This window comes from Oceanobacillus sp. J11TS1, assembly GCF_018333215.1.
In the GTDB taxonomy this organism is placed as follows: domain Bacteria; phylum Bacillota; class Bacilli; order Bacillales; family Amphibacillaceae; genus Oceanobacillus.
The window spans coordinates 208,228-223,318 of the sequence record NZ_BORO01000001.1 but is presented as its reverse complement, the minus strand read 5'-3'; the positions used below and the strand labels follow the sequence as shown (position 1 = coordinate 223,318).

Below are 15,091 nucleotides of genomic sequence, written 5' to 3'. Positions count from 1 at the left end.
TCCCTTTTTGATAAAGAATGGGCGCTTCTAAATGCGCCAGCACCATATTCAATTTTCGACAAGGTTAAGTATAAGTGAGTGTTCAAAAAGTAACCAATGGTTTCGATGGGACAAGTAATCGCAGTCCCATCGGAAAAGTCACGTCAACGCAGAATTTCGACGCTTATCATTGGGGGACTTTTTGAACATCCTCTATTATTTTCAATATTATTTGTAGTTGTGTACAATTTAATTACAGGAAGATAAAGTCCGTTTATGAAAGGAGGAATTTTATGAAAGCATTTATGTCTAGAGGAACGATGGATTTCTTGGAAAAACTGGAGCAAAAGCATACAAATATTGATTTTTATTTTATTTCCAGCAGCGATGGTGGTATTGCCTATTACGAAAATAGCTCTAAAAATATCTTTTCAGCTGGTCAAACATTTGATGTTCTAAAAGCCGTTGGAGAATTGTCCAAAAGCGGGTATGTAGTCATGAATCATCTTCCTGTTTCAGAAGACAGCAGTCCATCCTTTGAATATCGTATGAAAAATAGCAATAGTGGCATTGAAAAGATGGAAGGATTTCAGGCATGGCGTTTTTTACGCCAAGAAAAGAAGAGCAACTATGTTGTTTTAACACAATGGAGCTCATTTGCTGACTTTGAGAATTGGAAGAACTCTGATCTATTCAAAAAGGCACATGATACACAAAAAGCAAAACAGCCAAGCTATTTTATGGACCGACCATTTGTAGTAACGGGACATATGCACGAAAAAGAGGATTAGAATAAGGACATACTCACAGTTTTCAAAAAGGTTGTTCGCAGAGGAACAACCTTTTTGAATGCAATGCAATAATAATGTTAAACAGTTGCTTTAAGACAAGCTCAAGAATTTTTTCTTCTCCGACTGTCTGAGAATTCGCTATCTAAAAATATATAAATAGTAAGCAGCGCAAAGCCAATAGTAAATCCAGCAATAATATCCGTTAAATAATGAACATTGATAAAATAGCGGCTAATACCTATTAAAAAGACCAGCGAACCTAAAGTTATCTGCACAGTTATTTTTATTTTTTCGGAACGAATTTTTTTACACAGAAAATAGGCAATCAAGCCGTAGCAAACCATTGGAATCATACTATGTCCGGATGGAAAACTAAATCCTTCTGCATTTAAAGCAACTGAAATACTTGGTCTTTCTCTGGCTACCAGTTGCTTTATAAATAAATTCAGTAAGTGCGCAAATAAAGATCCTCCTAAAAGGAATAACCCGGGATACCAATGCTTATATAGAAGCATTATCACTAATGCAGCTACAATTGCTATTGGGATAAGCGTGTGAGAGGATCCAAGTTCCGTAATCACCCGAAAAATATCAAAAATAACTGTTCCGTGAACAAGCGTAACCAGTTCTCTCGTCCATTGATCTGTGTACGGAAGTATTCCAAGCTTTATTTGTATTCCCCAAACAACACTCAGCAAAAATGCTGCTGTCCATATGCTGCATAAAACCACTCGCCATCTATTTCGCATGTTATCTCTCCTTACATTCTCATTCTTCTCCTTCTTTTCATGCTAAACAGGTTTAATAAAAATAACAACGGGAAAGTATAAGAAGAAGTAAAAATTCATAAAAAGGGTGATAACGTAATGGATGCAAAATTACAAGAATTAGTTGATGGATTAAATGAAGATTTATCGAACGAATACGCTGCTGCCATTCAATATACGTATAGTGCATCGGTTGTATCCGGGCTATACCGCTCAGCGCTGAAGCCATTCTTTGAATCAGAAATAACAGACGAATTGGGACATGCGCTATACTTATCAGAAAAAATCAAGTCACTTGGCGGCACTCCAACAACCACCGCTGCTTCTGTACCACAGCCCACACAAGTTGTTGATTTATTAAAAGCTTCTTTACAATCGGAGAAAGATACCATTGAGCGCTATGAAAAAAGAAAAGCACAGGCTGATGAGCTTGGTTTAACAGAACTTGTTATTAAATTAGAGGACTTAATCGCGGATGAAACACATCACAAAGAGGAAATTGAAAGGCTATTAGAGGATCCGCGTATTAATTAAAAGATAGTTGATAAATGTTTTTTCTAATCCATGAGGTATTTGATTTAGATCCTCATGGATTTTTTATCGTCTCCCCCCTATTATAAAATGTTTTAATCCTCGAAATATTTCAATCTACAGGAAGGCGCATTAGTGATATAATAATAATATTGACAAGGTTGGAACAAAAAGACAGTGTTTGACTAGAAGCCGAACAATATGCTAATAGCGTGCAGAAAACATATATACACCTGTGGGAAAGCGGGCATATTTTCCAAAACGGATATTCGCACACATTAAGTTCGGAATTTACTGGATAAAAAACACTTTTGTCTCAGCCTTTTATCTATCATGTTTAAGAGGTGATTAAATTGTTATCAGCTATTCATTCCCTAATTGATAATACTTATGAAGAAATGGTTGAAATCCGCAGATACTTACATCAGCATCCAGAACTGTCATTTCAGGAAACAGAAACTGCTAAATACATCGCAAATTATTACGAAAAATTAGGAATACCTTACAAGAAAAACATTGGCGGAAACGGAGTTGTTGCAACACTCGAAGGAGCAAAGCCTGGAAAAACAATAGCTTTTCGTGCCGATTTTGATGCTTTACCTATCCAGGATGAAAAGGATGTATCCTATAAATCGCAAGTTCCAGGTGTTATGCATGCTTGCGGGCATGATGGACATACAGCTATCTTGCTTACATTTGCAAAAGTCATGCAGCAATTCCAAAGTGATTTAGAAGGAACGATTGTCTTTATTCATCAGCATGCAGAGGAATATGCTCCCGGCGGTGCGAAACCAATTGTAGAAGCCGGGGCTTTAAAAGAGGTGGATGCTGTTTTTGGTACACATTTATGGGCACCCTTGCCACTCGGAAGTATTTATTCATCTCATCAAGCAATTATGGCCGGTGCAGATCGATTTGAAATTACAATTGAGGGGCAAGGCGGACATGGGGCCATCCCTCAGGATACAAAAGATGCCATTGTAATTGGCGCTGAGGTAGTGTCACAATTCCAGCAAATTGTAAGCAGAAGATTAAATCCATTAGACCCAGCTGTTATTTCTATTGGAATTTTTGAAGCAGGAAATGCCTTTAATGTGATTGCAGACCAATCTAAATTAATTGGAACCGTCAGACACTTTGATCTAGCAGTGCAAGAAAAAATAATTCAAGAAATGGAACAAATTTTAAAAGGAATATGCGATTCCTTTGGTGCTTCTTATACGTTTAACTATATCAAAGGCTATCCGCCTGTCATTAATCATTCCGAACAAACAGACCTTGTATTAAAAACAGTGCGAGAAATAGACGAAGTAAATCTCGCTACTACTATAGAACCGTTAATGGTTGGAGAAGATTTTTCTTATTATTTATTAGAAAGACCAGGTTCTTTCTTCCTGACAGGTGCAAATCTAGAAGGAAATAATTATCCGCATCATCATCCAAAATTTGATATTGATGAAAGAGCAATGGCTATTGCTGCAAAGGCATTTGCATCGATTTATTTGACCTATCAAAACCAATATAAATAATCATATAAAAACAAAAGCGCAGAGCGCCCGGGTAGCGACGTACGGACTGGACTGAGCCGTAGGAGATAAAGGAAACACGACGACCTTAGGGAGTCGATGTTGACTTTCACCACGGGCATAAGTGCGACTACGGCTCTGTCTGCACCTGTCGGTTTGCCAGTCGCCAAGTCTTCTTTATCGTACGGAGGTGAGGGAAGTCTCGCTAGTCGCTGGGCGCTGGAGCTAGACGTGGCTGCTTATGTAACTAAGTTATACACAGCATTCAAATTTTATAATTTCCTATAAAATGAAAAGAAGCTGACAGCAATTTCCTCCGTCAGCTTCTTTTTTATATATTCTTCAATTTTGGCTCTACATATAATTTAATATATACCCAAACAAATACGAGTCCGCCAATTAACGTTATAATACTCCCTATCCATTCTAGTTGAATAATAAATAAAAGCGTAAAAACAAACGCCTGTACATAACCAAGTTTTCGAATAATTCGAATCACAGCGCTCTGCTTCAAGGTTGGATGTACCGGATAAAGATCAAGCCACATCTGTGTACGATGATGCTGATACAAAGCCATCATCTGGAAAACACTTAAATAGATAAACAAAACGGCAAACAAAATTTTAATCCAGACATTTGGGAGAATCCAGATAAAAACACCGCCAATTACCATCAGACGAAGGTACATACCTAAATAATCTCCGCTGCGAAGAAAAGAAATTTGATACAAATAATCATACGTAGCTGATTGTTCAAAAGGAATTCTTCTTATAAAGATATTCGTAAGCCACTCTCTTCGCTTCACTTTATTTTTTAAATGTGGTACATCTGCAAATAAATTAGCGATGCGATAAAACGATTGTAATCGGATTTGATCTTTTTCGATTAACAAGTCCCAAAAGATTCCTGGCTGCTTAGATGCGACCATAAAATCGTACACGATGACAATTAGCAATAAGGCGATTGTAATAACAGCAAAGAGAGCCTGTCCTTCGATAACAAAGTAAGCTGCAACGATATTAAGCAACGTACGTGCCGTTAAATCGATTATTCTCGAATTTTTATCTCTTACTTTCAGCATTTTCCAGTTTGCCAGCATGTTCATCCCTTTTAACAAAAGGAATAAGAGAAGCGTAACCAGGAAAATCGTACCTGATCGCGCTGGAAAACTAGTGAAGTATAATGGGCCAAATGCCGCTCCTACAAATACAATGATATATGTTTGAATAACAAAGCTATAAATCATGCTATTTCGGAAATATGTTCCCATTTGTTTTTCTGCTGCAATGATAAATACTAAATCAGGTTCTTCAAGCAATGTACGAATTGGATTGTAGCTCATTAATAATCCTAAAACGATTCCCATGATCATTGCAGTAGGAAAATTTGCTGGCAACTGTTCAAGCCACTGCTGATAATAATAGGCTGTTGCAGCAATAAAAAATAACATAGCAAAGGCAATATGCCCATTAAACATATATTTTAAATACCTGCTTAAGTTCTTTACATGAGAAGATAAGCGTTTTTTATAGAATGCATGGGAATCAAACATGGTCATCTTCCTTTGTCAGTTGAACATACAAATCGTCTAATGTAGCATCTGGCATTCGGAATTGCTTACGAAGCTCCTCCAACGTCCCTTCCGCCCGTAATTTTCCTTCATGTAAAATAATAAAACGGTCACAGTACCTTTCTGCTGTTGCTAAGATATGGGTAGACATTAACACGCCTGCCCCCTGCTTCTTCATAGAGTCCATCATTTGCAGATAGGATTGGATTCCTAATGGATCTAATCCAACAAATGGCTCGTCCACAATGTAAAGCGGCGGTTCAATAAGAAAAGCACACATAATCATTACTTTCTGCCGCATTCCTTTTGAAAAATGAACTGGAAACCAATTTAATTTCTTTTCCAGCCGGAATTCTTTTAAAAGCTTCGGAAGCCTTTGTTCAAATATCTTCTCTTCAATTCCATAGGCCATTGCTGTCAGTCTGAGATGTTCATATAACGTTAGCTCATCATACAGGATAGGCATTTCTGGAATGTACGCCATCTGATTGCGATACGTTTCTGGGCTGTCCTGAAAACTTTTCCCCTGAACCAGCACCTCCCCTTTTTTGGGATGCATTAAGCCAATAATATGTTTAATTGTTGTACTTTTTCCAGCACCGTTTAATCCGATGAGTCCGACGATTTCTCCTTTATTTAAATCAAATGAGATATCATGTAATACATTTTTATGGGTATATCCCCCGTATAGATTTTCAATATGTAATAAGGCCGTCACCTTGTTAACCTCCTTTAATCGCTACTTTGATTTTATCATCATTCTGAAAAGATTCCAAAATGAACCGTTCTACAAATTACGGGAGCTTTTGATAGGATATAAAATTAACTGGAATTTCAGCGATGTTTCATGGACTTTTAACGAGCTAGAATCCCAATCATGAGACTCCAATTTCTCCGTTTCCACGCTTATCCAACATGTGTGCAAGCGTTGCGACATAGACGTTGCGTTCGCAGCCAGTTCCGACGATTTTGGTTTTTGACCATTATCTTAATAAGAATAATGTAGAATCCTTTACTTTACCCAATCTTACTCGATACAATAGACAAAAGAATATTTTTTCAATTTTGAAGGAGGAACTAATTATGGCACATGAAGATTGTATTTTTTGTAAAATTATCCATGGGGATATCCCTTCCGCAAAGGTTTACGAAGATGAAAAGGTATATGCTTTCCTAGATATCAGTCAAGTAACAAAAGGACATACACTTATTATCCCAAAAGAACATACAAAGAATATTTATGAAACTTCCTCAGAAATCGCAAAAGAATTATTTAGCAGAGTACCAGTTATTGCTAATGCCATTCGCGATGCGTATCAACCATTAGGAATTAATTTACTGAACAATAACGAACCAGCAGCAGAGCAATCCGTATTCCATCTCCATATCCATTTAATCCCACGCTACGGCAAAGGAGACGGCTATACGCCAAACTGGACAACACATACGGAGGAGTATTCGTCAGAAGACTTGCAATCCGTTGCTAAAGCAATCAATGAACAAATAAAGCATTAAAATTGATTATTCGTTCTTTTTATTTCCGGCGGCATTTGGTATACTGTCTATAACCTTTCGCAGCTGGCGATGAGCGCACAGCTGGAAAGAAAAGTATAGAATAGCAGAGGAGAGTTTAGTATGAAAACAAAAATTTTAACCATGCTTGCGCTTTTGGTAAGTATTGGAACCGTGCTGCACACAGTAATGCCCCCGCTTTTATTTGGAGTAAAGCCTGATATGATGCTGGCGATGATGTTTCTAGGAATTATATTATTTCCCAAATGGAATTATGTACTTCTGCTTGCAATTGCAACAGGGGCGATTTCTGCATTAACAACGTCAGCGCCAGGAGGACAAATTGCCAATCTGATTGATAAGCCGCTAACTGCTTGTGCTTTCTTTTTGCTATTTTTACTAGCTAGAAAACACTTCCGTAAAAAAGTTACAGCTTCTACACTAACTTTCGTGGGTACTTTAATTAGCGGCAGCATCTTTTTGTCTATTGCCCTATTCTTCATCGGGTTTATGGAAGGCGGTTTTCCAGCTTTATTCGTAGCTGTTGTTCTTCCGGCAGCAGTAATGAATACCGTTATCATGTTGGTTGTTTATCCAATTGTGGAAGGTATTATGAAACGAAGTAAGGTGGCTCCGGTTTAAGGAAGAAGCAGGTAAAATAGCTATGCTTTTTATGTCTTCTTCGCCTTCAAAAGCATTCGTTCCATATCTATTGGGACGAATGCTTTTGTTCATTATAGAAAGCATATTTGTTATATCTTATGTATTTTATGTTAAGATAAAGTTAGTAAAACAATAATACTAGCAGAAATTGATTCCATTTCCTATAATAGGTATGTACCATTTCATCTATTGTAAAATGTTTAAGTACATCTCGTAAAAGGAAAAGGTATATGTGAAAGAAGAAAGGAGTGCGTTTCCTATATGTCTAAGAAAAAATCATTAACCATTGGATTTCTAGTTGGAGCATCTGTCAGCGCTGGTATTGCATTACTAAGCACACCTGAATCAGGTAAGTCCATTCGCGGGAAAATTAAAAATCAATCCTTGGAACTAAAACACGTGTTAATGAACTTAAAAGAGGATAGTATTCGTATGAAAGAACAGCTGCTTCGAACTTCTAAAGAAGGCGCTGTGTTAGTCAAAGAACTAACAGAAGAAATGCGAAAATCTGTTGAGGAATGGAAAAATGCTGTAGAGCCTCAGCAAGAAAATATTCACCAATCACTTGAACAAATTGAATCAAGTATTCGCGAATTAGAAGAGAAAATTAAAAATACAAATGCAAATTCATAAAGAAAGCTTTTTGGTAGCGTATATGCGCTATCAAAGGCTTCTTTTTTATTTGCAAAAGGTTTACTTAACTTCTAACAAAAAAGAATGGCTTTATTCATTTTGCCTCTGTTCAACACGATATGTTTTTGATAGAGTTAGGAGTGTATTATTTCGAAAAAAGGGGCGTACATATAACATGGCTATCTTTTATATCATTTTTGGTTTTATTGTATTACTTATTTTTAACGTCATGACAACTGCTTTTTGTATAAAGATGGAACTTTCCAAACAAAAACAAAAAAGAATGGATCGAGTTACCAATATGACACTGGTTGCCATGCTTGTTTGTTCTTACTTACGCGTATTAAATGTGGCAGTTTAATGTGAATTTTAAGTAATTCGTGATAAATAATTATTTATTATGGAAAAGTATGATATATTAATCATGGTAAACAATAAAAGTAATATTAAGAAAGAGTAGGTGTGTATATTAAATATGAAAAAATGGACATTAGCTGCAACAATATCTGCTAGTCTGCTTGCGTTAGCTGCATGTAATTCATCAGACAGTGATGTTGTCGCAACCACAGAAGCAGGAGATATCACAAAAGAAGAATTTTATAATGAATTGAAAGACCGTAATGGAGAAGCAGTACTTGAAGAGCTTGTTACGATAAAAGTTCTCGAGGATAATTACGAAGTTACTGATAAACAGGTAGATAAAGAAATTGATAAAATGAAAAACGAATTTGACAGTGACGAAGAATTTGAATCAATGGTTAATCAACAATTCGGCGGTCAAGAAGCCCTTAAAGATCTCGTTTATGTAGGAATGCTTCAAGAAGCGGCTATTTCTGAAGATATGGACATCACCGATAAAGATTTAAAAGAATACTATGATAAAAAGAATACAGAAATAGATGCACAGCATATTCTTGTACAAGATGAAGAAACAGCTAAAGAAGTGAAGAAGAAACTAGATGATGGCGAAAAATTTGAAGATCTTGCTAAGGAATATTCTTCAGATGGCAGTGCAGAATCTGGCGGAAAGCTTGGTTACTTCTCTGTTGGTGATATGGTTCCTGAATTTGAAGAAGCTGCATTTTCAATGGAACCAGGAGATGTTAGTGATCCTGTTCAGTCTCAATTTGGCTACCATATCATCAAAGTAAATGATGTTCGGGAAAAAGAGGAAAAAATTGGGGACTTTGATGAATTAAAAGAAGAGTTAAGAAGTGAATTAGTTCTTCAGCAAGCAAATCAGGAAGACATCCAGGCAAAACTTCAAAAACTGATCAAAGAATCTAATGTAGACGTCAAAGCGGAAGGCCTAGAAGATTTATTTGAAACAGAAGACAAAGACACAGGTGCTTCTGAATCAAAAGAGAAAGAGAAAGAAAAATAAAATACGATTATCTAGACAGTACGTTCGTACAAGCTAAAACAATCGCTGCTTTTAAAGTAGCGATTGTTTTTTTACTGCTGTTGCGTTTATCAGAATGTTTATTTTTTCATCAATAGCATTGTTTTTAATAAAAGAGAGGCTGAGACAAAAGTGTTCTTATCCAGCAAACTCCGAAAATCATTTGTGCGAATACCGCTACGTATATGCCTACGTTCTATTAGCATATTGTTCTGCTTCTAAAGATACACTTTCTTTTGTCTCAACTTCTTCTGCTCATTTTAAAGGATGACCATCTTTCATTTCTGTTCCCTGCCTTCTCATACGTTCGTCCTGAATGCGCTCCATGTATATTTTACCTTCACGCTCAATAAACTGCTTATCTAGTTTTCTCTCAGCTAAAAATGCACGGATTGCCATATATCCACTAAAGAAAATTAACAGTATCACTGCAAACACCCAAATTGGAATCGAGCTCATCTTACATCCTCCTTGTCCATTCCTTTCTAAATATATATGAACAAGTTAGTAGAAAATGACACTATCTTCACTTTCAGAATATGGATACACTGAAGAAAGCAGCGATTTACTCAAAGCTCGGTTTGTAAAAAGAACGGTTGTCCATCGCAAAAAGTCTTTCCGTAAATTCTCCCGGTTGAACCTTATCCAATGCTTTATCCAGCATATTCATTTTCGCATCAATTAAGTCGATAAGATGCAGAAGTTCTGCCTCTTTGACCATTGGAGGTTTCGGGCTTCCCCATTCTGCCTTTCCATGATGGCTTAAGACGAGATGCTGAAGGATAAGTACCTCTTCCTTTCCGTCGACTTGCAGTTCTTTCGCCATTTCAGCTATTTCCTCAACCATCATCGTTATATGACCAAGCAGCTTTCCTTCTAGTGTATATGTTGTAGAAACGACGCCGGAAAGTTCCTTTATTTTCCCAATATCGTGGAGAATAATGCCTGCATACAATAAATCTTTGTTAATCGAAGGGTATAGCCCATGAAGCTGTCTTGCGATACCTAACATACTGACAACATGGTAAGCTAAACCAGATGCGACATCATGATGGTTTTTAGCTGCGGCGGGATAGACGAGTAAATCATGTTGATATTTTTTTACAAAGCCACGTACAATACGTTGTAAAGTCGGGTTCTTCATTTCAAAGATAGCTTCTGTCAACTTTGTTCCTAATACTTCTTTACTTATTGGAGCTTTGCCAACAAAATCACTGACTTGCACCTGATCTGTAGGCTGTGAAAGACGGATAGAATGAATTCGCAACTGGTTTTTCCCGCGAAACTGATTAATTTCCCCTGTCACATGAATAATTTGCTCCGCCGTTAAATTTTCCTCGTCCTCTTTCGTTGCATCCCATAACTTCGCTTCTAATTCTCCAGACTCATCACGAAGCATTAACGTTAAAAACGGTTTTCCGTTGCTCGTTGTGCCTTTAGTGGATTCATTAATTAATAAAAACCCTTCAAATTTATCCCCTACTGTTAAATGTGCAATTCCTTTTTTCATGTATATTTCTCCCTCCAAATCAAACAAGCCTCTTTATGTGGATAGATGAATGATCTCTCCATTTGCAGCTTGTGCTAACTCTTTACGGCATGTAAATAATATAACTTGCTGGTTTTTAGCTAATCGCTGTAATACTTGCTGTATTTTCTCCGTACGTTTCATATCAAAATGTACAAATGCATCATCCATGAAGAATGGCAAACCAGATGTTTTTGCCATCACCTCATTAATAGCAAAACGTAAAGAAATATATAACTGATCCTTGGTCCCTTGGGAAAGCTCTTCCACACGAAATCGTTGTTTTTTCTCCTTGTTCTCTACTTGAAAACCATGTTGGTCAGTCGGTGAATATATTGTATCATATTGATTTGCTGTAATCTCTTTAAAGTAGATTTGTGCCGTTTCTATTACAAGAGACAAATGTTTATCTTTATATTGCTTCTTCGCATATTCTAGCATTTGCAAAGCAGTTTTTTGAACAGCCCAATTCCTTACCAAATCCTCTAATTCTTCCTTTTCCATCGCTAGTTGATGCATTTGCAAGGAAATAGATTCCTCTGATTCAAGCTGGTCTAACCGTAATTTCTGTTCTGCTAGCTGACTTCTTACTTGGTCTAATTCCTCTTCGTAATCTGCTAAAGCTAATTCCAGTTCCTTTTTATTCTTGTAGTAATCCCCTTCTTCTATTAATTCCTCTGTCAATTCTTGCTGCCATTTGTTCGGAAGCACTATATGGAGCTGTTCCCTTAACTCTTCTTGGCGCTCATAAAGCTTATTATAACGTTCTTTTCTTGCTTGTTTTTCAAAATAAATCTCTTCAGACTTTGCTCCGGCTGCTTTTAAAAGTTTGTCTCTTTCTTCGGTATATTGACGCCTTTTCTGTTTTAGCGCCAACTGTTTATTCTCTGCGTCTTTTATGAATTGAGTCAGCTGTTGAAACTCATGTTGATACTGTTGCTCCTGTTGCTGTATATCCTCTAAAGTAAGCAGCATTTCTTCCAAATTGGCCTTGGCTAGACCTCTTTGTTCAAACCAAGCTTTGACCTGGTTGGAAAACTGGTCTATTCTTTCGTTTATTCTATCTAACTCTTTTTTATAATTTCGTTTTTCATTGGTTAGCTGAATCAGCTTTTGCAATAAATGATAGGTATCCTGCCAATACAAAACATCAATAGATTGTAAGAATGGAAACTGATTTTGCTGATGGATGATATTTTCTTCTAATTTGTTTTGCTTTTCCGTTAAATCAAACCGTACTACCTCATTCGCTTCCATTTTACTGATTATTTGTTTTAATGTATCTTTCAATGTGTCCAGCTTGCGGTGAATTGCCTGTTGTTCTTCTAGGATTGCCTTTGCTTCCTGGTACTCCGATTCCGTCACATCCATTTCATCTACTGGATGACTTGGCTGCACCCCTTCCCGCTGCTGCTTTAAATTTTCGATATCCCGCAGCTGTTTGCGGCGAAAATAGTACACTCCTGCAATACTGACGAGGCTAAATAAAAATAACCAGGGCCTGCTTCCTGCAAAGCCAAAAAAGGCTGAAGCTAAGGCTATAATCACTCCAATAATGATGGTGAATCTCTCTTGCTTTTTCTTTTCTTGAATCATTTGGGTAAACATTTGCGTCATATACTTTTGCTGCCCTTTATCCTGATGGCTTATCTGTTTATAATTATCTACCCGCTGTCTTAATTCTTCTATGTGCACTTCACCGAGCCGTTCTTTTTCAAACTTCTTCAGCTCTTCTTGTACTTCAGATTTATTCTGTAGAAGCTGTTCTCTTTCTTGGATATTCCGATCCGTTTCCTCTTTTATATTTTCCCGTTCTTTCCGTAATGCTCCCCATTCTTTTTCAAGATAGAATGGCAATTCCAGCTGCTCCAAATCCTCAGCTGTTATGTGAATCTGCTTCTCCTGGATCATCTCTGTCATTTCACGTGTCTTATAACGATAGTCTTGCTCTAGCGTTTTCTGACGTTCCTGCATCAGTGTTATTTCTGCTTTTTGGTTCAAAAGATGACGAAGCTGTTCTTTTTCCTTATCACGAAGAGAAGTGTCTTCTATATCCCGCTTCTTCTCTATATAGATATCTAATGTAGACTGATTGGAGTCCAACTCTCTATTGATATTATTAATTTCATTATGTATCATGTTTATCTGCTCTTGATGATCTAATGAAAAATGGCTAACATCCGTCAACCCTTGAAGTTCCTCAGCAACACGAAGCATTTCTTTTCGAATAGGAAGGATTTTTTCCATTATCTTTTCTTTTTCAAGCTGTTCATTCGTTTGCGCGATTTGTTCTTTCTTTAATACGTATTTTTTTTCTAAGGCATGAATTTTCTCTACCTGTTCTTTATATGATTTTTCCAGTTGTTTGCTTTCCCCTACCTGTTTAGCCTTCTCACTTATCTCACTTAACTTTTCATTAATAATTGGTTTGCTTCCCGATGGCTTAAATAGCTTTTGCAATTCTGTCTGCAGCTTCTTCTCCACCTTATAAATTGCTGCTGAACCAGTTAAACCAACACTTAATAGCAGCTCACTTATATCTGATTCTTTCATATCCTGCAGCAGCGCTAAATCTTGATTAGAAAAGGAATAAATAGATTGAAAGGTTTGGGCATTCATATTTCCCAAGAGCTGTCTGAACCAGGCTTCATCTCTTACAGCACCTTCGTTATCAACGTATTGTACTTGAGAGCTATCGAGCCGTTCTATCAAAATAGTTCCTTCAGAAGGATGATCTATAATCATTCTTCCACCTAATTTACTGCTAGTTTTCGGACGATAAAAATCACATTTCTTTTTCGTCATACCAAAGAGCATATATAAAATAAACTGATGCAATGTCGTTTTTCCAGATTCGTTCTCACCAAGAAGCGTTATCAGGTTGGAGTTGGAAAAGGAGAATGTCTGATCGATCCACCTGCCAAAACCGTAAATCGTGATTTCCTTTATTTTCACTCAGCTCTCTCCTCTCTCAATAACACATTCAACAATTGATATGCATCCTCTTTAATAGCCTGCTCCTGCTCATCCGTTAGGGCTGTTAGAAACTTTCGAGCAGTTCGGTGATGATAGATTTCTTTCAACCCTTCTTGAATAAAAGACTCGTCCGCTTCTTCTAATATGCTTTTTAAAAAGGCATCTTCCGTAAGAGTAGATTCCTCTTCCAAATTAAGCTGACAATGATAGATATACTGCCAAGGAAAGCCCTCCGCCAAAGATTCATTTATCAATTCGATTAACTCTCCCATTAATGCTTCGTCCGGCTTAAAACCATCATTCTCCTTTGCTCTTATTTTCAAATACAATAAGCTGGGAACACTGTATCTTGGCAACTGACTCATGATTCTTTTTTCTGCCTGGGATGGTGTAAGACAGCTGCGAATATCCAGCACAACTTCTTCATATCGAATCGCCTGCAGCGGTAAAAATATCTGATTTATCTCGTGCCTGTCGAGTTTTATAAGATAACAGCCTTTTTCTCCAGTTTCCTTCCGATGTCTTCCTTGTGTATTGCCAGGATAAATAATCGGAGGGTTTGTATGAAGCTGCTGGCGTTTATGTATATGACCCAATGCCCAATAATCCATCTGTTTTTTTAATAAATCCTTTATCTGAAACGGTGCATAGGAATCGTGCTCCGTATTTGTTGCTACACTGCCATGAAGCATCGCAATATGGAATGGAAAATCTTCTTCTACTGGCTCGTATTCTACTGCTTTATTCTCGTATACAGCTCTATTTTCATAGCTGAATCCGTATATGGCTGCGGCCTTTTCGCCATTTTTATAAAAAGGGATGCATGTTACTGTCTCACCAGGAAAAATGTGTACGTTATCAGGATATTCCACGTCAAAGGAATCACCTTTCATAAAATCGTGATTTCCATGGGATAAAAATACAGCAATATTCTGTTCTTCCAGCCGTTCAAAGGCACGACGCAGTCTTATTTGCGCTTTCAGGCTTTGTGATTCATGGTCATATAAATCTCCGGCTAAAAGAATAAAGTCCACCTGATTTTCGATCGCTGCATCGATTAAATGGTTTAGAGCTGTAAATGTACTTTCTTGAATTTCTTTAAATATATTTGCCGGCACATGCCTTAAGCCTTTAAATAAGCTGTCTAAATGTAAATCGGCTGCATGAATAAAAGTAACCGCATTATCCACCATTTCCCCTCCTCATGTAATGA

15 protein-coding genes are annotated in these 15,091 nt (G+C 37.1%); 8 read left to right on the top strand and 7 right to left on the bottom strand.

The annotated features are described in order from the left end of the window. Positions 1 to 272 precede the first annotated feature (272 nt). Positions 273 to 770 (top strand): antibiotic biosynthesis monooxygenase family protein, encoded by a 498-nt coding sequence (locus KI343_RS01085; RefSeq protein ID WP_212924577.1) that lies wholly within the window; start codon positions 273 to 275, stop codon positions 768 to 770. Positions 771 to 871: 101 nt separating this feature from the next. Here the strand turns inward: KI343_RS01085 and KI343_RS01080 are convergent, their stop codons facing one another. Then, positions 872 to 1,519, bottom strand: coding sequence for a phosphatase PAP2 family protein (locus KI343_RS01080; protein ID WP_212924576.1), 648 nt, complete (start codon positions 1,517 to 1,519; stop codon positions 872 to 874). Between the two features lie 117 nt (positions 1,520 to 1,636). Here KI343_RS01080 and KI343_RS01075 point away from each other — a divergent pair, with 117 nt between their 5' ends. Together KI343_RS01075 and KI343_RS01070 are read left to right on the top strand one after the other, a co-directional pair. After that, positions 1,637 to 2,071, top strand: coding sequence for a ferritin-like domain-containing protein (locus KI343_RS01075; RefSeq protein ID WP_212924575.1), 435 nt, complete (start codon positions 1,637 to 1,639; stop codon positions 2,069 to 2,071). Positions 2,072 to 2,421: 350 nt separating this feature from the next. Continuing rightward, complete coding sequence (locus KI343_RS01070; RefSeq protein WP_280530100.1) at positions 2,422 to 3,597, top strand: M20 family metallopeptidase; 1,176 nt, start codon at positions 2,422 to 2,424, stop codon at positions 3,595 to 3,597. Positions 3,598 to 3,925: 328 nt separating this feature from the next. Here KI343_RS01070 and KI343_RS01065 read toward each other — a convergent pair whose 3' ends face one another. After that, positions 3,926 to 5,146 (bottom strand): ABC transporter permease, encoded by a 1,221-nt coding sequence (locus KI343_RS01065; protein ID WP_212924574.1) that lies wholly within the window; start codon positions 5,144 to 5,146, stop codon positions 3,926 to 3,928. Next, entirely contained in the window at positions 5,139 to 5,882 is a 744-nt protein-coding gene (locus KI343_RS01060) for an ABC transporter ATP-binding protein (protein ID WP_212924573.1), read from the bottom strand. The genes KI343_RS01065 and KI343_RS01060 overlap by 8 nt, the downstream gene beginning before the upstream one ends. A gap of 365 nt (positions 5,883 to 6,247) precedes the next feature. Between KI343_RS01060 and KI343_RS01055 the strand changes: the two genes are divergently transcribed. From KI343_RS01055 to KI343_RS01035, 5 genes are all read left to right on the top strand, one after another. Next, entirely contained in the window at positions 6,248 to 6,679 is a 432-nt protein-coding gene (locus KI343_RS01055) for an HIT family protein (RefSeq protein ID WP_212924572.1), read from the top strand. Positions 6,680 to 6,799: 120 nt separating this feature from the next. Further along, a complete protein-coding gene (locus KI343_RS01050; protein WP_212924571.1) occupies positions 6,800 to 7,318 on the top strand; it encodes a tryptophan transporter in 519 nt (172 codons plus the stop codon). Between the two features lie 282 nt (positions 7,319 to 7,600). Then, positions 7,601 to 7,972, top strand: a complete 372-nt coding sequence (locus tag KI343_RS01045) for a YtxH domain-containing protein (RefSeq protein WP_212924570.1) — start codon at positions 7,601 to 7,603, stop codon at positions 7,970 to 7,972. Positions 7,973 to 8,147: 175 nt separating this feature from the next. Then, entirely contained in the window at positions 8,148 to 8,333 is a 186-nt protein-coding gene (locus KI343_RS01040) for a hypothetical protein (protein WP_212924569.1), read from the top strand. Positions 8,334 to 8,447: 114 nt separating this feature from the next. Then, positions 8,448 to 9,356 carry a peptidylprolyl isomerase gene (locus KI343_RS01035; RefSeq protein ID WP_212924568.1) on the top strand — a complete coding sequence of 303 codons (909 nt, stop codon included), beginning with the start codon at positions 8,448 to 8,450 and terminating at the stop codon, positions 9,354 to 9,356. Between the two features lie 273 nt (positions 9,357 to 9,629). On the opposite strand, the gene KI343_RS01030 is transcribed toward KI343_RS01035, so the two are convergent. The 4 genes from KI343_RS01030 to KI343_RS01015 form a co-directional block, all read right to left on the bottom strand. Continuing rightward, positions 9,630 to 9,833: a sporulation YhaL family protein gene (locus KI343_RS01030; RefSeq protein ID WP_212924567.1), complete on the bottom strand. Its 204-nt coding sequence runs from the start codon at positions 9,831 to 9,833 to the stop codon at positions 9,630 to 9,632. A gap of 106 nt (positions 9,834 to 9,939) precedes the next feature. Beyond that, entirely contained in the window at positions 9,940 to 10,884 is a 945-nt protein-coding gene (gene yhaM / locus KI343_RS01025) for a 3'-5' exoribonuclease YhaM (protein WP_212924566.1), read from the bottom strand. 33 nt (positions 10,885 to 10,917) lie between these two features. Beyond that, complete coding sequence (locus KI343_RS01020; RefSeq protein ID WP_212924565.1) at positions 10,918 to 13,857, bottom strand: ATP-binding protein; 2,940 nt, start codon at positions 13,855 to 13,857, stop codon at positions 10,918 to 10,920. Continuing rightward, complete coding sequence (locus KI343_RS01015; RefSeq protein ID WP_374705404.1) at positions 13,854 to 15,068, bottom strand: metallophosphoesterase family protein; 1,215 nt, start codon at positions 15,066 to 15,068, stop codon at positions 13,854 to 13,856. Before KI343_RS01015 ends, KI343_RS01020 begins: the two co-directional genes overlap by 4 nt. Positions 15,069 to 15,091: the final 23 nt, after the last annotated feature.